The 21,853-nt window shown below is 43.4% G+C and carries 23 protein-coding genes; 2 read left to right on the top strand and 21 right to left on the bottom strand.

The features are described 5' to 3' along the window. Window positions 1-80: 80 nt before the first annotated feature. Window positions 81-1,535, top strand: a complete 1,455-nt coding sequence (locus tag ACLNCP_RS04900; RefSeq protein ID WP_424844110.1) for a sucrose-6-phosphate hydrolase — start codon at window positions 81-83, stop codon at window positions 1,533-1,535. Further along, window positions 1,516-2,481 carry a LacI family DNA-binding transcriptional regulator gene (locus ACLNCP_RS04895; protein WP_261069864.1) on the top strand — a complete coding sequence of 322 codons (966 nt, stop codon included), beginning with the start codon at window positions 1,516-1,518 and terminating at the stop codon, window positions 2,479-2,481. Before ACLNCP_RS04900 ends, ACLNCP_RS04895 begins: the two co-directional genes overlap by 20 nt. Window positions 2,482-2,516: 35 nt before the next feature. On the opposite strand, the gene ACLNCP_RS04890 is transcribed toward ACLNCP_RS04895, so the two are convergent. The 21 genes from ACLNCP_RS04890 to yhbY all read right to left on the bottom strand — a co-directional run bounded on the left by ACLNCP_RS04890 (window position 2,517) and on the right by yhbY (window position 21,710). After that, entirely contained in the window at window positions 2,517-3,791 is a 1,275-nt protein-coding gene (locus tag ACLNCP_RS04890) for a hydroxymethylglutaryl-CoA reductase, degradative (protein WP_424844109.1), read from the bottom strand. Further along, window positions 3,791-4,963: a hydroxymethylglutaryl-CoA synthase gene (locus ACLNCP_RS04885; RefSeq protein WP_261069866.1), complete on the bottom strand. Its 1,173-nt coding sequence runs from the start codon at window positions 4,961-4,963 to the stop codon at window positions 3,791-3,793. Before ACLNCP_RS04885 ends, ACLNCP_RS04890 begins: the two co-directional genes overlap by 1 nt. A gap of 113 nt (window positions 4,964-5,076) precedes the next feature. Next, entirely contained in the window at window positions 5,077-5,526 is a 450-nt protein-coding gene (locus tag ACLNCP_RS04880) for a threonine/serine exporter family protein (RefSeq protein WP_261069867.1), read from the bottom strand. A 1-nt stretch (window position 5,527) separates the two neighbouring features. After that, window positions 5,528-6,286 (bottom strand): threonine/serine exporter family protein, encoded by a 759-nt coding sequence (locus ACLNCP_RS04875; protein WP_024057274.1) that lies wholly within the window; start codon window positions 6,284-6,286, stop codon window positions 5,528-5,530. 88 nt (window positions 6,287-6,374) lie between these two features. Further along, entirely contained in the window at window positions 6,375-8,276 is a 1,902-nt protein-coding gene (gene pknB, locus ACLNCP_RS04870; RefSeq protein WP_153208855.1) for a Stk1 family PASTA domain-containing Ser/Thr kinase, read from the bottom strand. Continuing rightward, entirely contained in the window at window positions 8,273-9,013 is a 741-nt protein-coding gene (locus ACLNCP_RS04865) for a Stp1/IreP family PP2C-type Ser/Thr phosphatase (protein ID WP_261035003.1), read from the bottom strand. The genes pknB and ACLNCP_RS04865 overlap by 4 nt, the downstream gene beginning before the upstream one ends. A gap of 14 nt (window positions 9,014-9,027) precedes the next feature. Further along, on the bottom strand, window positions 9,028-10,341 hold the full coding sequence (rsmB, locus tag ACLNCP_RS04860) for a 16S rRNA (cytosine(967)-C(5))-methyltransferase RsmB (protein ID WP_424844108.1): 1,314 nt from the start codon (window positions 10,339-10,341) through the stop codon (window positions 9,028-9,030). Further along, window positions 10,334-11,269 (bottom strand): methionyl-tRNA formyltransferase, encoded by a 936-nt coding sequence (gene fmt / locus ACLNCP_RS04855; RefSeq protein WP_424844107.1) that lies wholly within the window; start codon window positions 11,267-11,269, stop codon window positions 10,334-10,336. The genes rsmB and fmt overlap by 8 nt, the downstream gene beginning before the upstream one ends. 12 nt (window positions 11,270-11,281) lie before the next feature. Then, window positions 11,282-13,678: a primosomal protein N' gene (locus ACLNCP_RS04850; protein ID WP_424844106.1), complete on the bottom strand. Its 2,397-nt coding sequence runs from the start codon at window positions 13,676-13,678 to the stop codon at window positions 11,282-11,284. A gap of 65 nt (window positions 13,679-13,743) precedes the next feature. Then, entirely contained in the window at window positions 13,744-14,058 is a 315-nt protein-coding gene (gene rpoZ, locus ACLNCP_RS04845; RefSeq protein WP_004255434.1) for a DNA-directed RNA polymerase subunit omega, read from the bottom strand. Window positions 14,059-14,082: 24 nt separating this feature from the next. Continuing rightward, complete coding sequence (gmk, locus tag ACLNCP_RS04840; RefSeq protein ID WP_000775041.1) at window positions 14,083-14,709, bottom strand: guanylate kinase; 627 nt, start codon at window positions 14,707-14,709, stop codon at window positions 14,083-14,085. A gap of 129 nt (window positions 14,710-14,838) precedes the next feature. Continuing rightward, on the bottom strand, window positions 14,839-16,452 hold the full coding sequence (locus ACLNCP_RS04835) for a ribonuclease Y (protein WP_000404934.1): 1,614 nt from the start codon (window positions 16,450-16,452) through the stop codon (window positions 14,839-14,841). A gap of 202 nt (window positions 16,453-16,654) precedes the next feature. Next, window positions 16,655-16,909: a Txe/YoeB family addiction module toxin gene (locus ACLNCP_RS04830; RefSeq protein WP_084925567.1), complete on the bottom strand. Its 255-nt coding sequence runs from the start codon at window positions 16,907-16,909 to the stop codon at window positions 16,655-16,657. Between the two features lie 3 nt (window positions 16,910-16,912). Next, window positions 16,913-17,167 carry a type II toxin-antitoxin system Phd/YefM family antitoxin gene (locus ACLNCP_RS04825; protein ID WP_000388572.1) on the bottom strand — a complete coding sequence of 85 codons (255 nt, stop codon included), beginning with the start codon at window positions 17,165-17,167 and terminating at the stop codon, window positions 16,913-16,915. A 131-nt stretch (window positions 17,168-17,298) separates the two neighbouring features. Next, the gene (locus ACLNCP_RS04820; RefSeq protein WP_153199160.1) at window positions 17,299-18,396 is read right to left on the bottom strand and encodes a nucleotidyltransferase; all 1,098 of its coding nucleotides are present in this window, start codon (window positions 18,394-18,396) and stop codon (window positions 17,299-17,301) included. Between the two features lie 9 nt (window positions 18,397-18,405). Next, entirely contained in the window at window positions 18,406-19,146 is a 741-nt protein-coding gene (locus ACLNCP_RS04815) for a class I SAM-dependent DNA methyltransferase (protein WP_070481851.1), read from the bottom strand. A gap of 111 nt (window positions 19,147-19,257) precedes the next feature. Continuing rightward, complete coding sequence (gene rsfS, locus ACLNCP_RS04810; protein WP_285300858.1) at window positions 19,258-19,611, bottom strand: ribosome silencing factor; 354 nt, start codon at window positions 19,609-19,611, stop codon at window positions 19,258-19,260. Window positions 19,612-19,623: 12 nt separating this feature from the next. Then, window positions 19,624-20,124, bottom strand: coding sequence for a cysteine hydrolase family protein (locus tag ACLNCP_RS04805; protein ID WP_084923697.1), 501 nt, complete (start codon window positions 20,122-20,124; stop codon window positions 19,624-19,626). After that, window positions 20,125-20,718, bottom strand: coding sequence for a bis(5'-nucleosyl)-tetraphosphatase (symmetrical) YqeK (gene yqeK / locus ACLNCP_RS04800; protein ID WP_159803745.1), 594 nt, complete (start codon window positions 20,716-20,718; stop codon window positions 20,125-20,127). Further along, window positions 20,718-21,347: a nicotinate-nucleotide adenylyltransferase gene (locus ACLNCP_RS04795; RefSeq protein WP_084886755.1), complete on the bottom strand. Its 630-nt coding sequence runs from the start codon at window positions 21,345-21,347 to the stop codon at window positions 20,718-20,720. The genes yqeK and ACLNCP_RS04795 overlap by 1 nt, the downstream gene beginning before the upstream one ends. A gap of 51 nt (window positions 21,348-21,398) precedes the next feature. After that, a complete protein-coding gene (yhbY, locus tag ACLNCP_RS04790) occupies window positions 21,399-21,710 on the bottom strand; it encodes a ribosome assembly RNA-binding protein YhbY (protein WP_084886757.1) in 312 nt (103 codons plus the stop codon). Window positions 21,711-21,853: the final 143 nt, after the last annotated feature.

The raw sequence follows: 21,853 nt of genomic DNA, 5'->3' as shown, positions 1-21,853 counted from the left end.
TTTTTAACATAAAAGGCTTGCTTTTTTTTCCGAAAACGGTTACTATTAAAAGTAATAAGATTTTTGGAGGAATAAAATAAATGGAATGGACAACTGAGCGTCGTTATAGACCCTATGAAGATTGGACGCAAGAAGAAATTCAAAATATAAAGAAAAATATAGCACAATCTCCATGGCATACTCATTACCATGTTGAGCCAAAAACAGGGCTTCTCAACGACCCAAATGGCTTCTCTTACTTTGATGGCAAGTGGATCCTCTTTTACCAGAATTTTCCTTTTGGTGCAGCCCACGGTTTGAAATCTTGGGCACAGCTAGAAAGTGATGATTTGATTCACTTTAAAGAAACTGGAATCAAAGTTTTACCAGATACTCCATTAGATAGCCACGGTGCCTACTCTGGTTCTGCTATGCAGTTTGGCGATAACTTGTTCCTATTCTATACAGGAAATGTCCGCGATGAAAACTGGATTCGTCACCCATACCAGATTGGGGCTTTGATGGATAAGGATGGCAATATTACGAAGATTGACAAGATCTTGATCGACCAGCCAGCAGACTCTACAGACCACTTCCGCGATCCGCAAATTTTTAACTTCAAGGGGCAATATTATGCCATCGTCGGTGGACAGGACTTGGAGAAAAAAGGCTTCGTCCGTCTCTACAAAGCTATTGACAATGACTACACAAACTGGCAAGCTGTTGGCGACCTTGACTTTGCTAACGACCGCACTGCCTACATGATGGAATGCCCAAATATGGTCTTTGTAGGAGAGCAACCTGTCCTTCTCTACTGCCCACAAGGATTGGATAAAAATGTTCTAGACTACGACAATATCTATCCAAATATGTATAAGATTGGGGATTCCTTTGACCCTGAAAATGCCAAAATGGTAGATGTGTCTCAACTCCAAAACATGGATTATGGTTTTGAAGCCTATGCAACCCAAGCCTTCAACTCTCCTGACGGACGTGCTCTAGCAGTTAGCTGGCTTGGTTTGCCAGATGTTTCTTACCCATCTGACCGTTTTGACCACCAAGGAACCTTCTCTTTGGTCAAAGAACTAACTATCAAAGATGGCAAACTCTACCAATACCCAGTTGCAGCGATCAAGGACCTTCGTGCTTCTGAAGAAGCCTTCTCAAACCGTGCTCAAACCAAGAACACTTACGAACTTGAACTTAATTTGGAAGCTAATAGCCAGAGCGAGATTGTCTTACTTGCTGATAAAGAAGGCAAGGGACTTTCCATCAACTTTGACCTTGTAAATGGTCAAGTGACAGTAGATCGTAGCCAGGCTGGTGAACAGTATGCCCAAGAATTTGGAACTATTCGTTCTTGCCCAATCGAGAATCAGGCTACTACTGCTACAATCTTCATCGATAATTCTGTCTTTGAAATTTTCATCAATAAAGGAGAAAAAGTATTTTCTGGTCGTGTCTTCCCACATGCGGACCAAAATGGGATCCTAATTAAATCTGGAAACCCAACTGGAACTTACTATGAATTAGATTATGGTCGCAAAACTAACTGATGTCGCCAAACTTGCAGGCGTCAGCCCTACTACCGTTTCTCGGGTTATCAATAAAAAAGGCTATCTATCTGAAAAAACCATTCAAAAGGTCAATGAAGCTATGCGAGAATTGGGCTATAAACCCAACAACCTGGCTCGCAGTCTACAAGGAAAATCAGCTAAGTTAATCGGCTTGATTTTCCCCAATATTTCCAATGTTTTCTATGCAGAATTGATTGATAAATTGGAACACCAATTCTTCAAAAATGGTTATAAGACCATCATCTGCAACAGTGAGCACGATTCTGAAAAGGAACGCGAATACATCGAAATGTTAGAAGCCAATCAGGTGGACGGCATCATTTCTGGTAGTCACAACCTGGGAATCGAAGACTACAATCGCGTGACGGCACCAATTATTTCCTTTGACCGAAATCTGTCACCAGATATTCCTGTCGTCTCCTCTGACAACTATGCTGGTGGGGTTCTTGCTGCCCAGACCTTGGTTAAGACAGGTGCCCAGTCTATCATCATGATTACGGGGAATGACAATTCCAATTCGCCAACTGGGCTACGCCACGCTGGCTTTGCCTCTGTTCTCCCGAAAGCACCTATTATCAATGTTTCCAGTGACTTTTCTCCTGTCAGAAAAGAAATGGAAATCAAGAATATCTTAACTCGACAAAAACCAGATGCCATTTTTACTTCGGATGACTTGACCGCTATTCTGGTCATTAAAATCGCTCAGGAGCTGGGCATTTCTGTCCCAGAAGAACTCAAGGTCATCGGTTATGATGGGACTTACTTTATCGAGAATTACTATCCTCAACTCGCGACCATCAAGCAACCTTTGGAAGAGATTGCCTGCCTCACTGTTGATCTTCTCTTGCAAAAGATTGAAGGCAAGGAAGTCGCAACAACTGGTTACTTCTTACCAGTTACACTATTACCAGGAAAAAGTATTTAAGTACAAGAAAACTCAGACAAATTCGTCTGAGTTTTTTATGATCTTAAGTTTTCAAGATAACGCTGGGCTGTCTCTAGGTTAAAGGTTTTATCTGCGATGAGGAGCTCGACTAGGGAAACGACTTCAGACTCACAGGCACCTGCTAGGAGAGCCAAGGATTTGGCCTGCAATTTCATGTGCCCTTGCTGAATCCCTGTGCTCACCAAGGCTTTGAGAGCCGCAAAGTTTTGGGCAAGACCGATAGACACTATAATCTGGGCTAATTCTTTAGCAGATGGATTTCCCAGCAGTTCATGACTGAGAGCTACACGAGGGTTGAGACCAATAGAGCCACCCTTGGTCGCCACAGGCATGGGCAGGGTCATCTCACCGACCAATTCTTCTCTTTCAAGGTCCAGCTTCCATTGACTAAGACCTTGATAGCGTCCATCTCGACTGGCAAAGACATGAGCCCCTGCTTCAATAGCACGCCAGTCATTACCAGTGGCAATCAAAATGGCATCAATACCATTAAAAATCCCTTTATTGTGGGTAGCTGCTCTATAAGGATCAGCTTGCGCCAATTGGCTAGCCAAAGCCATTTTCTCCGCAATTTCTCGTCCTTGATCCTTTTGGCGGCTCAAGTAGCGAAAGGCGATGCGACAGCTTGCCGTCACCAGAGAATCAGTCGCGTAATTAGACAGGATTCCCATAAGACTTTGTCCCTGACTGAGTTCTTCTAAGACTGGTTTCAAGGCCTCCAGCATGGTGTTGAGCATATTAGCACCCATGGCTTCCTGGGTATCGACATGGAGATACACAATGAGAAAGTCTGTTTCGCCTTTTATCTGCTCGACATGCAAATCACGCGCCCCACCCCCGCGTTTAACGATAGAAGGATAGGCTTGATTGGCAAGTTCTAAGAGTTCCTCTTTCTTACTAGTAATCTTCTCTTGAGCTTGTTCAGGATTAGCAACTTGATAAAGGGCTACCTGACCGATCATCTGGCGCTCATGTACTTGAGCAGTAAAGCCACCTGACCGCTTGATGATTTTACTGGCATAGCTGGCCGCAGCAACCACAGAGGGCTCTTCCGTCACATAGGGAACTGTGTATTCCTGACCGTTAACGAGAACCTCTGGAACCAGCGAATAAGGTAGAGAAAAAGTTCCCACTACATTCTCACTCAGCTGATCTGCCACAGTCACACTCATCTGTTCATCCTGCTCCAAACTCTCTTGTCTCTCAGGACTAAGGAGCGCCTGAGCTTGTAACAGCTCGAGGCGCTCTTGGTATGATTTTTTTGAAAATCCATTCCAACTTATCTTCATTATTTTTCAACCTTGCTATAACGGCGTTGGTGGTCAACAATTTCAACCAAGGCAAAATCTTGATTTTCATAGCCAGCAAACTGGGCAGAGTTTGTTTCATCTAAGTCTACTTCCTCAAAGAAGACCTTTTCATAGTCTACAACAGACAGGGCAGTTCGTTGGTTGAGCTTATTCAAACGGTCTTTATCCAGATAAGCTTCATAACCTTCAACCAATTCACCACTAAAGAACTCAGCCACAGCACCACTTCCGTAACTATAAAGGGCAATTTTATCCCCAGCCTTCAGGCTATCTGTATTTTCCAAGAGAGACAAAAGTCCAAGAAAGAGGGAACCTGTATAGATATTCCCTACCTTTTGACTGTAAAGAATAGACTGGTCAAAATGGTTTTGCAAGAGGTCTTTTTTCTCTTGAGGCAGGCTCTTATCCATAATTTTTTTCAAGCCTTTTAGCGCTAATTTAGGGTAAGGCAAGTGGAAGCAAACAGCTGCAAAATCATCTAAGGTAAGCTGGTAACGTTTTTTGTATTCAAGCCAAGTCGTTTTCAAACTATCCAAATATTGTTGGGTAGAATAGACACCATTTACGTAAGGAGTTGTTGAGTAATTTGGACGCCAGAAATCCATGATGTCACGGGTCTGAGCTACATTGTCATTATTAAAGGCCATAATGCGTGGATTCTGTGTAATCAACATGGCCACACTGCCAGCACCCTGAGTTGGTTCTCCTGGAGTTTCAATACCATATTTGGCAATATCACTGGCAATGACCAAGACCTTGGACTCTGGAGAATTTTCCACATGCAATTTGGCATAATGAAGGGCTGCTGTCGCTCCATAGCAGGCTTCTTTAATCTCGAAACTACGAGCAAAGGGCTGGATGCCCAGCAAACCATGCACAAAGACGGCCGCAGCTTTACTCTGGTCAATTCCTGACTCGGTAGCCACAATGACCATGTCAATTTCTTGTCTCTCTTGCTCAGTTAAAATAGAGTCACTAGCACTGGCCGCCAAGGTCACGATATCCTCAGTTAGAGGCGCAATACTCAATTCCTTGAGTAAGAGTCCTTTACTTAATTTTTCAGGGTCAATTCCCCTCGCTTCTGCTAAGTCTTGTAATTTCAAGACATATTGACTGGTCGCAAAACCAATCTTATCAATACCGATTGTCATATTTACCTCTGTTTTATCATTCATTGTAAAAAATCGTTCTATACTATTTTATCACAAATAGCAGTAAAAGAGAGAAAAAAGACTTGATTCACCAAATCAAGTCGCTTATTATTCTAACCATTATGCTGTTTTTGTAAGTGAGAATAAAGTCTGAGAATCACTGTTCCGCTAGCCATTCCAATGGAAATCACCAAAGCCAACATAACAACCAAGGTTGCACTAGCAATGGCGTGACTGTAATCTCCCGTCACAAAAAAGGCTGTTGTTCGATAAGAAAGATAACCCGGAACCAGAGGTGCTAAGATGGCCAAGATAAAGACCACAGCAGGTGTCTTATAAAGAATACTTAAAATCTGGCTGACACAAGAACCGATAATGGCTGCAATAAAAGTAGCCACAATAACATTGGTCGGTTCCTTGAGCAAAAGATAAATTAGCCAGACAGCCATGCCCAAAATTCCTCCTGGTAAGAGCATAGAACGTTGCACATTGAGTACGATTAAAAAAGTGATGATAGCAAGAAGACTTGCTACTGCTTGTAATAAAAAGGTTGTTAGTGTCATATTAATTCATCAATACCAAGGCGACAGAAGTTCCTGCCCCTAAAGCAAGGGTAATGAGCAGGGATTCAAACATCTTACTCATACCAGAGTTTATGTGGTTGGTCATAATATCACGAACCGCATTGGTCAAGGCAATTCCTGGTACAAAAGGCATGACCGCGCCAGCTATAATCAAATCTGCCGTTGAAGGAAAGCCTGTGTAGCGAGCCCAAAACTGGGCAATCATCCCAAATACAAAGGCTCCAGCAAAGGCCGTCACAAAAGGAATTCGGATAAATTTTTCCACATAAAGGGAAAATGCAAAACCAAATAAGGTAGCCACTCCTGCCCCAAGTGCATCGTAGATATTTCCACTAAACATAATTGAAAAGAAAGGGGCGCTAAAGGTCGCAGCCAAAGTTACCTGCAACTTAGTATAGGGAAGAGGTTGAGCTTGCAAGGCCGTCAATTGCTTGAAGGCCGTCTCTAAATCCAGCTTTCCCCCTACCAACTGACGAGAAATCTGGTTGACATCGCAGACTTTTTCAATATTATAAGAAGAGGAAGTCACACGTTTCATTCGCGAAATATTGGTATTTTCAATGGAGAAAAAGATTGCGGCAGGCATAGCCAGAACATTGCAATCCAAAATTCCCTGCGAATGCGCAATACGAATCATGGTATCTTCTACACGATGAATCTCTGAACCACTTTTAAGGAGAATGGTTCCTGCTAACATAATCACATCGATGACGGCATTTAATTCTCTTGATTCTTCCATGCGTTCCTCCTTTTATCAACTCCCTCTATTCTATCACAAATCTGGAGTCAAAAAAAATCTTTGCCATGAAATCATGACAAAGATTCGTTTAATCACGAGAATTTTCGTGGTTCCCTTCACTACTTGATTGAGTAGTAGCAGGTGCATTCTCTCGTTGATTTCCTTGTTGGTTCCCCTGACTTGGTGTTGTAGTAGAACCTTGGTTTCCACGTTGGGCTGGTGCTGATGATGATGTTGACGGCGGTGTTTTTGGTTTGTAGATTGAAATCTTGACACGCGTCTTAGTCAAATCAACCTTTTCACCTGCTTTTGGACTCTGTTCAACGACTGTACCTTCAGCAGTTCCAGCGGGAGCTGTCGACACTTCTACAACTTCAATATTGGCTTCTTTAATACCGACAATTTGAACGAGATTATTTTTAGTAAATTCGAGACTAGATCCTATATAACTTGGCATGACAACACTTGTTACTTTCTTAGCAATAGTTAAAGTAATTGTTGAGGCCTTACTCAAATCATAAGTTGTTCCAGCAGACGGGCTCTGTCTAAGAACTGTTCCTTCTTCACTCTCGCTTGATTCTTCTTCCTCTATCTTGATGAGATTTTCAGGTACCTTCTTCTGCTTGAGTTCTGCGATAACATCGGTCGATTTACGGCCGATATAATTGCTCAATTGGAAAGATTGCTTGCCTGATGAGACAACCAAATTGATTTTCGTTCCTTCTTTTCGACCAGTTCCAGCGTCAGGATCTGTACGGATAATCCGCCCTTCTTCCACCTTTTCACTAGCCTCTGATTTCTCCTCGCCAATCTCAAAATTGGCTTTCTTGAGGGTTTCCTTGGCTTCCGCCACTGTCTTACCTGTCACATCTGGAATGGCAATGGTTGCAGGAGTTCTCGATAGTATCCAAATAAGAGAAGCTGCCACCAATACAATGCTGGCCAACAAAATCATATAGCGAACTCTAAATTTCCGTTTCTTAACAGGCTTGGTTGCGTAATTGTCCTCTGAAGTCTGCTGACTCGGCTTCGCAGTCTGTGGCTTTGGACTTTGTGTTTGCACCTTAGGAATCGAAGTCAAGGTACTTTGTGGAACTTTAGGAAGAGTCTTGGTGTCAGCCTTAGTGGTATCATTAAACACCAATTTAGGCTCATTGCGACGATTATAAGACAAACTACTAGACAAGTCCACATACATCTCTGCAACTGACTGATAACGATCTGTCAATTTCTTGGCAGTTGCCTTGATGACAACATTCTCTAAAGCCTGAGGCACAGATGGATTCTCAGCTATAACCGATGGCAATGGTTTCTGGAAATGCTGGAGGGCGATGGTCACCGCACTATCCCCATCATAAGGGATATGTCCTGTCAACATCTCATAAAAGATAATCCCCATGGCATAGATATCACTCTGTACAGTCGCTTTAGAACCACGCGCCTGCTCTGGTGATAAATAATGCACAGAACCTAGCATTGAGTTGGTCTGGGTCAGACTTGTCTCAGCAAAGGCTACTGCAATCCCGAAGTCTGTAACCTTGGCAGTCCCATCTGGCGTCAAGAGGATATTTTGAGGTTTCAAGTCCCTATGGACAATTCCTCTGGTATGGGCCAAACGCATAGCCAATAGGATTTGTCCCATGATACGGACGGCTTCTTCATTAGAAAGAGGGTGATGTTCCTTGATATAGCGTTTAAGGTCTAGTCCAGCAACATACTCCATTGCAAGATACTGTTGACCGTCTTCCTCACCAATATCTGTTATCCGAACGATATGAGGATGGTCTAGATCTGCCATAGCTCTCGCTTCACGCTGAAAACGAGCTACAGCTATCGGGTCCGTCTGGTAGTTGGTCCTCAAGACCTTCACTGCCACTTCTTCTCCGTCTAGAATTAAATCCTTGGCCAAATAGACATCTGCCATGCCTCCTCGGCCAATCTGTTTCACAATCCGATAGCGTCCGGCAAAAATCTTGCCGATTTGGATCATTCTGCGTCCTCCTCGTTCATAGAAACAAGGGCAACCGTAATGTTGTCTAAACCTCCTGCATTGTTAGCAAAACGCACGAGCGTCGCTGTTTTATCTGCCAAAGGAATATCACTGGTTACAATATCACAAATCTCACTGCCTGAAATCATGTTGGTTAATCCATCGCTATTAAGTAGGAGATAATCTCCTGTCGCAAGGGTAATCATTCCAAAATCAGGCTGAATTTCGTCTTTTTGACCAATTGACTGGGTAATAATATTTTTCTGTGGGTGGCTAGCTGCTTCTTCAGGTGTCAATTGACCTGCCTTGAGCAATTCATTAACCAAGGAATGGTCGCTCGTTAACTGATGGTATTCTTCTCCACGAATCAAACCGATACGAGAATCCCCAATGTGGGCATAGATAGCCTGATTGCCAATAATAGCAACAGCCTCAAGGGTTGTTCCCATTCCTTTATAAGCTTCATCTTGTCCCAATTGGTTAATCTTTTGATTTTCAATCTCAAGGTTGTTAGCAAACCATTCACGTACTTCATTAACTGTATCGATTTGAGTATCCACCCAAGCTACACCTAGGTCTGTTACCGCCATCTCACTAGCGATATTCCCTGCGCGATGACCTCCCATACCATCAGCTAGGATAATCATGGTACGTCCAGCTCTATTGACATAGTGGTTTACATAGTCTTGGTTATTTGTTCGTTTCTGACCAACATCTGTTAATAATGAAATTTCCATGTGTTAGTTCCTTCCTAATCTGATATCTTGCGAAATTGGCTGATGAAGAATCCATCACTTCCATACAATTCAGGGGTGATGAGGATACAGCCATCTTTCATGATATCCTTACATTCATGTTCTAGTTTCACCTGCTCAAATTCAGGATGACTTTCTAAAAATGCCTGTACGACTTGAAAATTCTCTTCTGAGACAATAGTACAGGTACTATAAGTTATTATACCACCTTTGCGTAGTGTTTGACAAACACTACCTAATATTTCTAGCTGAATTTCCTGTAAGGACGCGAAATCTGCTGTTTCTTTGTTGTATTTGATATCTGGTTTGCGACGCAGAAGACCGATTCCTGAACAAGGAGCATCCACTAGAATCTTGTCAAAGGAATTCTGACCAAAAAACTCATGCACCTTTCTGGCATCCAATTTTTGCGTTTGAACCCGTTCTGCGACCCCCAAACGTTGGGCATTTTCTTGGATTAAGTCCAACTTGTGGTCATATAAATCCAGAGCAATAACCTGACCTGTCGTAAGATAGGAAGCAATGTGGGCCGTTTTTCCTCCCGGAGCCGCACAGGCATCTAGAACCTGCTCATCACCTTGTAAATCAAGAGTCGGAGCAACCAGTTGACTGGACTCGTCTTGAATGGTAATGGCTCCATCTGCAAACAAATCATGGCCTGCAAAATGCCCTTGCTCCTTAACCAGACCAGAAGGAGATAAGGATGAATCACTAGCCTCCAACAAGGCTTGTATTTCCTCTTTTCGTCCTAGATCTGTTACACGAATGCTGGCCTTGTTGCGCACCAAAAGACTTTCAAAGATAGCTTGCGCTCGCTCTTCTCCGTATTCTTCCTTGAGCTTGGCAACTAGCCAAACAGGTAGAGAATAGGCAATGGAATCACGTTTGTTTTTTCGTTTGATACTGGCAATATCTGGCCAGCCTTCACGCAGGATACGACGAAGGACGGCATTGACCAATTTTTCACTGCCCTTTTTACGGACTTTGGCCAGTTCCACTGCTTCATTAACCACAGCATGGTCTGGAATCTTATCCAGATAGCGGAGCTGGTAGGCACTCATAAGAAGAAGGACATAAAGCCAACTGTCTAACTGGTCTCTGTCTTCGATAAAGTGGGATAGGTACCATTCCAGAGTCAGTTTACGGGCTACTGTTCCATAGACCAGCTCGGTTACCAAACCCTTGTCTGCTACAGAAAGTTGACTTCCCTTGAGATGCTTATTTAAGGCGATATTTGAGTATGCTTGATTAATAAAAACATCCTCTAATACTGCTAGGGCTAAACTTCTAGCTGTTTCTACTTTAATCACCAAATCGTTCTCCTACAGTCAATGTACGTCCAACACCGTTGAGGAAGGAAGCAATGTCCATCTTAGGCTTACCAGCTGGCTGCACTTGTTTGAGAGACAAAGCTCCTTCAGCCGTTGCGACAATCAATTCTTTCTTGCCGATAGAGAGGATTTCACCTGGATTTCCCTTACCTTCCACTAGTAGTGCTTCATAAATCTTAAAGCGGTCGCCCTTAAGGAAAGTATGGGCAACAGGCCAGGGGTTCATGCCACGGATTTGGTTAAAGAGTTGACGATTGGTTTTGTTCCAGTCCAGTTTTTCTTCCTCTGGCTTGATATTTGGCGAGAAAGTGACCTGACTTGGATCCTGCGGTTCAGGTTTGATTTCCCCAGCAATGTAGGCAGGCAAAGTGTCCAAAAGCAAATCACGACCAACTAGCGCCAATTTCTCAAACAAGGTGCCGACATTGTCCTCATCCGTGATTGGAATACTGCGACGAGAAATCATATCTCCTGCATCCATTTCCTTAACCATTTCCATAATGGTCACACCAGCTTCCTCATCCCCTTGAATCAAGGCATAATGGATAGGCGCACCACCACGGTGTTTAGGAAGGAGGGAGGCGTGAACATTGACAGCAAAGTCCATGCTATCAAGGAGTTTACTTGGGAGAAACTGCCCAAAAGCAGCAGTCACAATTCCATCTGCTCCTAGCTGCATAATAGTTTCCATCTCTGGACTTCCAGATAGTTTTTCAGGTTGGTAGATAGGAAGTCCTGCTTCCTTGGCAGCTTGTTTAACTGGGGTTTCTTGGATCACTTTTTTACGTCCGACAGCACGGTCTGGCTGGGTCACAACGGCTAGAATTTCGTAACGGTCATCTGTCAAAAGCCCTTTTAAAACTGTTGCTGAAAAGTCGGGGGTCCCCATAAAGATTAATTTTGTCATATCTTCTCCTTCTTATAAAAATTGCTGTGGCTCATGGTCAATGCTGAGACGGAGCTCACTATTTTCCCTTTCTTGAGTCAAGGCCAAGACCTGATTGAGTGTAGGACCCAGCTCATCTTCTAAACGGTATTTAATTAAAATCTGGTAATGATAGAGGTTGTGGGTACGAGCAATCGGTTTTGGCGTCGGCCCAAGGATGTCACTGGTTTCAGACAAACCTGACCGCAAAATATTCATGACTTCATAGGCACGTTTGACCACCTCTTCTTCCTTCTTGTGAGAAAGGGTAATTCCAATGGTGAAATAGTAAGGTGGATAACCAAGTTGTCGTCTAATTCCCATTTCATAGGCATAAAAGCCTTCGTAGTCCTGATCCTTGGCAAATCGAATAGCATAGTGCTGCGGATTGTAAGACTGAATCAAGACCTGACCAGCTTTTTCAGCACGACCTGCACGGCCTGCCACCTGAGTCAAGAGCTGGAAGGTTCTCTCAGAAGAACGGAAATCAGGCAGATTCAAGGCTGTATCGGCATTTAGAACTCCGACCAAAGTCACATTGGGAAAATCCAATCCCTTGGCAATCATCTGAGTACCTAGTAAAATATCTGCTTCTCCTCGTCCAAACTGGTCAAGAAGAGCTTGGTGACTACCTTTCTTACGAGTCGTGTCCACATCCATCCGCAAAATACGGGCTTGCGGAAAGAGTTCTGCCAGCTCGTCATAAGCCTTCTGTGTCCCCGTCCCATAGTAACGAATACTGCGACTCTTACAGTTGGGGCAAACGTGAGGAATATCCTTCGAAAAACCACAATAATGGCAGTTCATGGTCTTGGTATCCATATGCAAGGTCAAGGAAATGTCACAGTTAGGACAAGTATCCACCGTCCCACACTCCCGACACATGACAAAGCTAGAATAGCCCCGGCGATTGAGCATGAGAACCACCTGTTCTTTTTTATCCAGACGGTCTTGGATGGCTTCTAGCAAAGGAGGCGTAAAGTTTGACGTCTCATTTTGTCCGATATAGTCTCGAAAGTCAATTACTTGAACCTCAGGGATCCTAGCCAAAGGATTGGCTCGTTGGGTCAGACGTAAGTGTTGATAAACGCCTTTTCCAGCCCGCGCACGGCTCTCTAAGCTCGGTGTCGCAGACCCAAGTACCAGAGCTGCTTGATTATACTGAGCCCGTAAAATGGCTACTTCTCTGGCATGGTAACGAGGATTACTATCCTGCTTATAAGTTGCTTCATGCTCCTCATCGATAATCATAACACCCAGATTTTTCAGCGGAGCAAAGATGGCAGATCTGGCGCCAACAACAACTTGAGCGTCTCCACGCTCAACCTTGCGCCATTCGTCATACTTTTCACCATTGGACAAGCCTGAGTGAAGAATGGCCACTTTCTCACCAAAACGAGCGATAAAACGCTCCGTCATTTGTGGAGTCAAGGAAATCTCAGGCACCAGCAAAATGGCTGTCTTGCCCTTGTCCAAGGCCCCTTGGATAATCTGCAAGTAAACCTCGGTCTTCCCACTTCCTGTAATCCCTTGAAGGAGGAAGGGAGGCTGATGACTGCCAATCGCACTGACAACCGCATCACGCGCCCGCCTTTGCTCTGGATTCAACTCCAAAGGCCGACTTGCCTCAATCCCTTCAAAATAAGCAGCCGAACGTTGAACTTCTTTTTGGACTATGGTAACAGCACCTTGTTCCACAAAGAAGTTGACTTGCTCCCGCGAGTAGGATTCTAACAAACTAGCCAAGGAAGAACTCTCAGGATGAGAAAGCAAATAGTCTCTCAGTTCTAACTTTTTCTTGGCACGCGTAGAGATCTCAATTTTCTCTAACTGAGTAGCATCAACCTCATACCAAGACTGGGTCTTGACCTTCTTTTGATCAATTGCCTGATATTCTAGCCCAAGCAGGCCTTTTCTAGTCAATCGCATCATTTCAGCTTGCTTACCTAAATCTAGAGAAGAAAAGGCAAGCGAATCTTCTGAACCAAACAAGCGCTCTTTGTCTTCCTGACTCAGACCTTCCAGAGGATAGAGAATCTTATCATAGCTGGAGTTCAGAAATCCCGGCAGCATAGCCTTGAGGATGGAGATTTTGTAGGAGAAGACGGACTTGCGTAACTCCTCAGCTAGCCAGAGTTGTTCTTGCGTGAGAACAGGAGAAAAATCCAACACCTCCGCAATATCTTTTAAATCTTGCTCCATCTCTTCCTCATCTGATTGAGACTCCAAACCAAGAACAATCCCTTGAATCAGGCGATTCCCCTTACCAAAGGGCACATGAACTCGCATCCCAACCTCCAGCATTCCCAGAAATTCCTCCGGAATCCTATAACTATAGGGCTGGTCTGTCTGCATCAAGGGTACATCTACGATAATCTTTGCTATAGCCATCTTCTCACCTCCTCCTTATCAGTACATTCTTGCAATAGAAAAAATAAGATTGAGTCCCCCCAACCTTAAATTTTTTCACCATCTTCTTTTTCTTTAGCGATTTGCTCTTTGATTTTCTTTTCTTCTTCTTCTTTGCGGCGTTTTTCTTCTTCGATACGGCGACGCACTGCTTCACGTTTTCCTTCTGGATCGGGGTGAATTGTTACGTTTCCTGATTCGATTTCTTCTAAAGCGCGAAGAGTTGATTTTTCAGACTTGAAACCTTGACATGCTGGCGCACCTGCTTCCAATTCATGGGCACGTTTTGCTTCCAAGATTACGAGTGAATATTTTGAAGGAACCTTGTCAAGCAAGGTATCAATAGAGGGTTTTAACATCATTTGCTTGTACCTATTTTCTAAATTTTATCGGGTAGTTGGAGATTTTGGTAACATCTCCTGATAGTGACCAATGACACGATCCACACGGAAGTGCTCTGCTTCGATAACACGTTTGACACGCTCAGCAGCTAGGGGCACCTGATCGTTGACAATCGCATAATCATACTCACGCATAAGCGCAATTTCTTCCTTGGCTTTTTCGATTCGTTGGGCAATCACTTCTGCACTGTCTGTTCCACGTCCTACCAAACGATCTTGCAATTCATCCAAATCTGGTGGTGTCAGGAAGATAAAGACAGCATCTGGAACCTTTTTCTTGACCTGAAGAGCTCCTTGAACCTCAATTTCAAGGAAAACATCGATTCCCTTGTCCAAGGTTTCATTGACATAGGTCAGAGGAGTTCCATAGTAGTTGCCGACATATTCTGCATATTCCAACATCTGTCCTTGACGAATCAGCTCTTCAAACTCTTCGCGAGTGCGGAAGAAATAGTCAACACCATCCACTTCTCCAGGACGTTGTGCGCGCGTCGTCATCGATACAGAGTATTGAAATTGATTTTCAGAACTCTCAAAAATCTCTCTTCTAACCGTTCCTTTTCCAACCCCTGAAGGACCAGAAAAAACGATTAGTAAGCCTCGGTCTGCCATTGTGTCTCCTTTTAGTCAGTCTGTGAAATAACATTTCTCTAGAATAATGACAAAAAGCCAGATTATCCTTTACAGTCTTTCTATCTAGTGTAACAAAAAAGCAGTAATTTTTCAACTGCTCTTTCTTATTTATTTAGCATAATCTACTGCACGAAGCTCACGAATCACGGTTACCTTGATATTTCCTGGGTAATCGAGATTGTTTTCAATTTTCTCACGAACTTTGTGAGCCAAGATTGTGACTTTGTCGTCCTTGATTTGTCCTGGATTGACCATGATACGGATTTCACGTCCTGCTTGAAGGGCAAAGCTATTTTGTACCCCTTCAAAGCCGTTAGCAATTTCTTCCAAATCATGGAGACGCTTGATGTAGCTTTCAAGAGACTCACTACGAGCACCTGGACGCGCCGCACTCAAGGCATCTGCTGCAGCGACAATTACTGCAATCACACTTTCTGCTTCGACATCACCGTGGTGGCTAGCAATCGTATTCACCACAACTGGATGTTCCTTGTACTTACGAGCCAATTCCATACCGATTTCAACGTGGCTACCCTCAACCTCGCGGTCAATAGCTTTCCCGATATCGTGAAGGAATCCGGCACGACGGGCAAGAGCCGCGTTTTCACCAAGCTCACTAGCCATGATACCAGCCAACTTAGCAACCTCAATCGAATGGCGCAAGACATTTTGTCCATAAGAAGTACGGAACTGCAAGCGACCCATGATTTTCATCAAGTCTGGATGAAGGTTTGGCGCACCAATCTCATAGGCTGCTGCCTCACCATATTCACGGATCTTATTGTCAATCTCTTGACGGTTTTTCTCAACCAACTCTTCGATACGAGCTGGGTGGATACGACCATCTTTGAGCAACATTTCCATAGTCATACGAGCAATCTCACGACGAATCGGATCAAATCCTGACAAGGTCACCACTTCTGGTGTATCGTCGATAATCACATCGACCCCTGTCAAACTTTCAAAGGTACGAATGTTACGACCTTCACGACCAATAATGCGTCCCTTCATAGTATCGTCTGGCAGATGAACCGTTGAGTTTGTTGACTCTGCTACATATTCACCAGCGATACGTTGCATGGCTTGAACCAGGATATCCTTGGCCATTTTGTCAGAACGTTCCTTGACCTCTTGCTCAGCTTCACGAATGCGGCTGGCAATCTCCTTGGTCAAGTTTTCCTCTGTCTGAGCCAAGATAATATCTCGTGCTTCTGCCTGAGACAGAGCACCAATACGCTCTAGCTCTGCTTCTTTTTGTCTTTCGACTTCCTCTAATTGCTCTTCACGCGCATCAAGGTTTTTCGCTCTATCAGAAATACTTTGTTCTTTTTGTTCAAGTGTTTGTTCTTTACTCGTCAAATTGTCGTCCTTGCGGTCGAGGCTAGTAGCTCTCTCTGTCAAACGACTTTCGATTTGTTTGAGTTCTTGACGTTCTGATTTGAATTCAGCGTCCACTTCTTCACGGTATTTTCTGGCTTCTTCTTTGGCCTCCAATAGTGCTTCTTTTTTAAGAGACTTGCTTTCACGTTTGGCTTCATTAACAAGTAAATCAGCTTCACGTTCAGCTTGTCCACGTAAATTAGTTGCTTCTTGTTCAGCATTTAAAAGCATCAACTCTGCAGCTTCCTGAGATGATTTCATCTTAGCTGAGATGCTGACATATCCAATGACTAAACCAATGATGACGGCAAAAACAGCAATCGCAAGCGACATGATTTCCATGTTTTTACCTCATTTTATTGTTATTCCGAATGACATACATTCTTTTACATTCTACCATAAAAAAGTGATTTTCACAAACCTAAAATAGAATATGTTTTGAGGAAATTGGAACACGTTTGCTTAAAATTTATTAGTGCAATCTCTATTTCTTAGAAGTTATAGCTTAGTAAAAATTATAGAAAAAGCCCACCTTTCAGTAGACTTAGTAATGATCTTTAAAAGACAAGAAAGCCACGCTATCTTCATCCATCATATAAATCAAGCGATTTTCTGCATCAATACGACGTGACCAAGCTCCTTGGTAGTCATACTTGAGTGGTTCTGGTTTACCTATTCCTGTAAAGGGATCACGTTGAATATCCTTGATTAGTTTATTGATTCTTTTTAACGTTTTCTTATCCTGATTTTGCCAGTAGCAATAATCTGCCCAGGCATCTTCTGTAAACTTGAGCAGCATTTCTTACTCCTCAATAACATGAACCTGAGTACTTCCAGCACGAACTTGAGCCATTCCTCGCAAAACCTTATCAGAAAGTTCCTTATTTTGAGCAATTCTCAGGGTTTCTTGGATACTATCCCACTCACTCTTTGAAAGTACTACAATGTCCTCGTCTGGATTTTTATTGACCACCGTCAAAGGCTCAAATTCATCATTTACCTTCTTCATGTAGTCTTTTAAATGATTTCGGAATGTTGAGTAAAGAACTGCTTCCATAACCATACCTCGTTTTACCTCTTTTCCACTATTATACACGAAAAGAAAGAAATTGTCAGGAACTTGTACAAGATTTTCTTTTCTATCTATTTATTCGTAAAAAATCTCAAAAAGCCTACTTTTCAGTAGACTTAGTTTCTTTCTATTCTTATCGGCACTCTTCCAAAATTCTGCTCTGCTATACTTGATTTTCCCAGTTGGTAAATCTGGTCTGCCTTTTGGGTCATAGTATCCCAAGGCTCTTTGCCAATTCGGCTGACTAGACTGACCTGACCTTTCAAAGAATTGAGCTGTTGCCTGCCTTTTTCAGTAAATCCAAGGACATGAATGGCTTCTGGCAAGTCACCTTCTCTAGCCTGCACCAAGATATAGGTCAATAGGCGTCTGACACGCGCCTTGGTGTAACGTTTGGTCGCAACCGCCTCAACCAAGTCTTCCACAGACTGGGCTGTCTTGATGGCATCCTTGATGCGTACTGCCATTTCTTGATTGACCTGATAGATAGTGGTTAGGTCTGGATTGGACAAGATTTGATAGCGGAGCAAGGGAAAATAGTCTTCCCAGCTCACCTTACTGGCCTGCTCAAATAGGGCAATAGAAGGCATAAAGCGTTCTAAGAAATTTTTGTCTGATTGATGCTGACGGAGGGCCGTCGCTGAGGCAAAATCCACATCCTTGTCCACAGAATGGTAACCCGCACCCTGACGCTGAATCGGATAAAGTTTGATGTTTCGTCCCGCAACCGCCTTGGCATAAGCAAGAGCAAGGACATGATTGGGCGTATTGCCTGAAAAATCAAGACCAGCAAATTCCTTCCACATAGCTTGGGTTTTCTGGGGATAGGAAAGGGAATCAGGCAGATTTTCCACAAACTTCTCCATCTCAGCACCTTGCTCTGTGTATAAGTCAGCGATTTTTTGATAATCCAGAACTTCCTCCGTCCCAAATGCTAGAGTATCAATGCCCAACCGAGCCAAGATATCCACAGCTCCTTGACCGAAGAAATCTGCTGCCTGAACACTGACTAAAAAGGGTAATTCCACTACCAGATCCGCTCCATTTTCCAGCGCCATCTGGGCCCGTGCCCACTTATCCACAATAGCAGGCTCTCCACGTTGCATGAAATTTCCAGACATGGCTACGATTTTCAGTCCCTCTGCCTGTTCCAGCAGGTATTTATGCCCATTATGAAAAGGATTGAACTCCGCAATAATACCTGTGATGGTCATAGTGATCTCCTACTTCTGCGCCACAAAAAACCAACGGGTACTTGTCTCTCTCGGCTCCTTGTCCTCAAAGTCTGCATAGAGTTTGAAAGACTTAAATCCAGCCTGCTCCAGCAAAATATCATAGGTCAAGACCTCATAAGTCCGCTCCTCATGCACTTCATCGTGGCGACTAAAGGACCCATCCTCTTCCTTGATAAAGAAAGTCAACTCATGAACGATAGAGTGGGGCGCTGCATCCTCGTAGATATCCCAGAGCATGGCAAAATCTTCCGCATTTTCATGGTAAGAATAACCCGGGAATACTTCATCTGTCTGGTAGGTTGAATGCACATCAAAGATAAATACACCGTCTTCATTGAGAGCATTATAGACTTCCTTAAAGACGTCACCTACTTCCACCTCATCCTGCATGTAGCAGATTGAGTCCGAGTAACACGTGACAAAGTCGTATTGACCTGCCTTGGACAAATCCAGCATATTGCCTTCAATAAAATCAATCTTTTGTTTGGCTGAAGAAGCTCTCTTCTCGGCAATCTTCAACATATCCCCACTCAAATCAAGTCCAGTTACATCAAAACCAGCCTGAGAGAAGCGCACCGATTGAATTCCTGTCCCACAAGCCAATTCCAAGAGTTTCTTTCTCTCCTTGGTCTTAGGCAAGTGACGCAGAGAAAAATCCGTCCATTTGTCGTATAAACTATCGTCCATGACCGCATCATAGACCGCCGCAAAAGTTTCATAAGTTGCCATAAAACATGATACCAAGAGCCTACATGGCAAACACCACTCGCCCTCACCTTTCTATCAATTTTCTTCTAAAATAAGCAAAGAAACCCAGTTGACTACAACTGAGTTCATCTTCTACGCCAGAGTTTCAGATACGTCTACAGAATTCGCCTCATGCCATAGCTTCTCTAGGTTATAGTGAGCACGCATTTCTTCTGAAAAGACATGCACAACGACAGCACCGAGGTCTAGTAAGACCCAACCTCCAGCTGCATCGCCTTCGATATGGCTACCTTTAAAGCCTGCATCAGCTACTTTTTCACGGATGTTATCAGCGATAGCGTCCAACTGACGGCTATTCATTGAACTAGTAATAACAAAGTAATCCGTCACGCTAGTCAAATCTTGTACGTCAAGTGCGAGGATATCCTCCGCACGTTTCTCATCAGCCGCTTTCACGACTAGTTCTAGTAATTCTTTTTCGTTCATTTAGTCCTCTTTCTAGAAAATATGTTTGTAATCTAGGACATCTGCAAAGCGCCCCTCCCAAATGCCCTCATAAAATTCATTAATCGTTTCTGCTGGAATGTCATCTCCATCAAAGGTTGTGACAGCACCTTCTGGAATAATCAGCTTATAGCCATATTCAAAGGCAACCTTGACAGAGGTATCCACACAATATTCTGTCTGCATACCACATAAAACTAATTTTTCAATCCCCTGTTTATCCAAGTATTCTTTTAAACCAGTTTCTTTGAAAATACTGTTATACTTCTTCTGAAAGACCTTTTCATTAGGTTTTCGATTTAAAAGTCCAGATATCTGCCAATCTTCTGATGTTTGAGCTTCAAAATCCTCAATATGTTGAACATAGATAATTTCGATATTCTTGCTTCTAGCCTGGTTTTGTAAATAAGAAATTTTTTCCAATAGACTATTTGTCTGAAAACCGGTTTCCACTAAAATATTCTGAACATCAATGATTATAAAAGCCGTCTTCATTTAGTCCTCTTTCAAATAGTGCACAAAGGCGTTATAGGTTTCAAGGGTTTGGGGATAGATAGGGAATCCCTGATGAGCTAGATGCTCCACGGTACGAGCTGTTTCGTAGGCCACTGCCTTATTGAGCGATAGCTCAGCAATTTCACGCGCCACATCCACTCCTGGAAAGGCACGGTTATGCTCGATATAGTCTGCAACGTAGATGACTTTATCTAGATCTGTCATCTGACCAGCACCGACTGTATGAATTTCAATAGCTCGTAAGATTTCTAGATCATGCAAATCCAAATCTTCTTGAATCTTGTAGATGCCAACCATACCATGCCAGACATTATTGCCCCAGTTTTTGAGGTCAGGGTCTAGCTGGTAACGGTCAATCAAGTCTAGAAATTCCTGATCTGACAACTTCTTAGCATAGTCATGAAGAAGACCTGCTAGACCAGCTTTCTCAGCATCAACTCCGAATCGTTCTGCTAGCTCTATGGCTGCACGCTCCACACCCAAGCAATGGGTTAAGCGTTTTTCAGGTAGAAGCTCTGCCATTTTTTCCAACAAAGCCTCACGGGAACAGTTGATATAGTCTTGATAGGCCATCAGTAGAGCCCCTCCTTCTCGATGTAGTCTAGCACCGGCTGAGGTAGGAGAAAGTTGGGTTTTCGTCCTTGGGCAAGGAAGTCACGCACCATACTAGACGAGATATCCATGAGAGGCACATCCACCCAGATAACGGGATAGGAAGTCCCTGCCTTGTAGCGTGGGCGCTGAACCCCTACAAACTGAACCATGTCAACCAATTCATCAATTCGGTACCACTTGGGCAGATAGTCTACCATGTCGGCACCGATGATAAAGTAATAATCTGTATCTGGATTCTTCTCAGTTAGAAGCTTCATGGTGTCGTAGGTATAAGAAATGCCCTTGCGCTCTAGCTCGATTGTTTCAATGTCCAGACCTTCAATCCCCTCAATCGCCAATTCAAGCATCTTGAGACGATGGTGTTCAGGGATGGTTTCCTTTTTATCTACGTGAGGAGGTTGGTACTCAGGCATGAGCAAAACTTGATCCAGTCCTAACTGCTGGCGTACTTGGTCCGCAACGATGAGATGGGCATTGTGAACAGGGTTAAAATTCCCCCCTAAAATCCCGACTTGTTTGCGTTTTTTCTCCTTGATTTCTGGCTCCAACTCTACCTTGGTAAAGGGAGTCAATAGTTCGATTGCCATAGGCTAGTCTCCTTTATTTCTCTGTAAAAACAGTTGTTTGGAGTATGGGGGTCAAATTTCTTTGACTTTCTTAGAAATCTTGCAATTTTCTTTCTTGCTGGATTGTTTAAACAAGATTAAGATGCGTCCAATCTTTTGGACAGTATCCACACCGATTTCTTCTTCCAAGATTTCAGCTACTTCGTGGATATTTTCATCTGTGTTTTGCAAGAGCGTTACTTTAATCAATTCGCGGGCGTCAAGAGCCTGACGGACACTGGTTTTGATTTGGTCGTTAAGTCCATTTTTCCCGATTTGGATGATGGGTTTGAGGGTGTGTGCCTGACTGTTGAGGAAGGCACGTTGTTTTGATGTTAATGACATAATTTCTTCCTTATTTTTTGATAGTTATTTTAGGTAGTGAGGGACGGTCGGAACTAATTTTCCAAAGATCTCATCTTTGAAAAATGGATTTCCTGGCCTCACAATTGAGCCTTGGTCTCAATTGTGCCCCTTGCCAATCTAAT

Source organism: Streptococcus sp. CL6.35 (genome assembly GCF_049737915.1).
Lineage (GTDB): Bacteria > Bacillota > Bacilli > Lactobacillales > Streptococcaceae > Streptococcus.
This window is presented reverse-complemented; position numbering and strand designations above follow the sequence as displayed.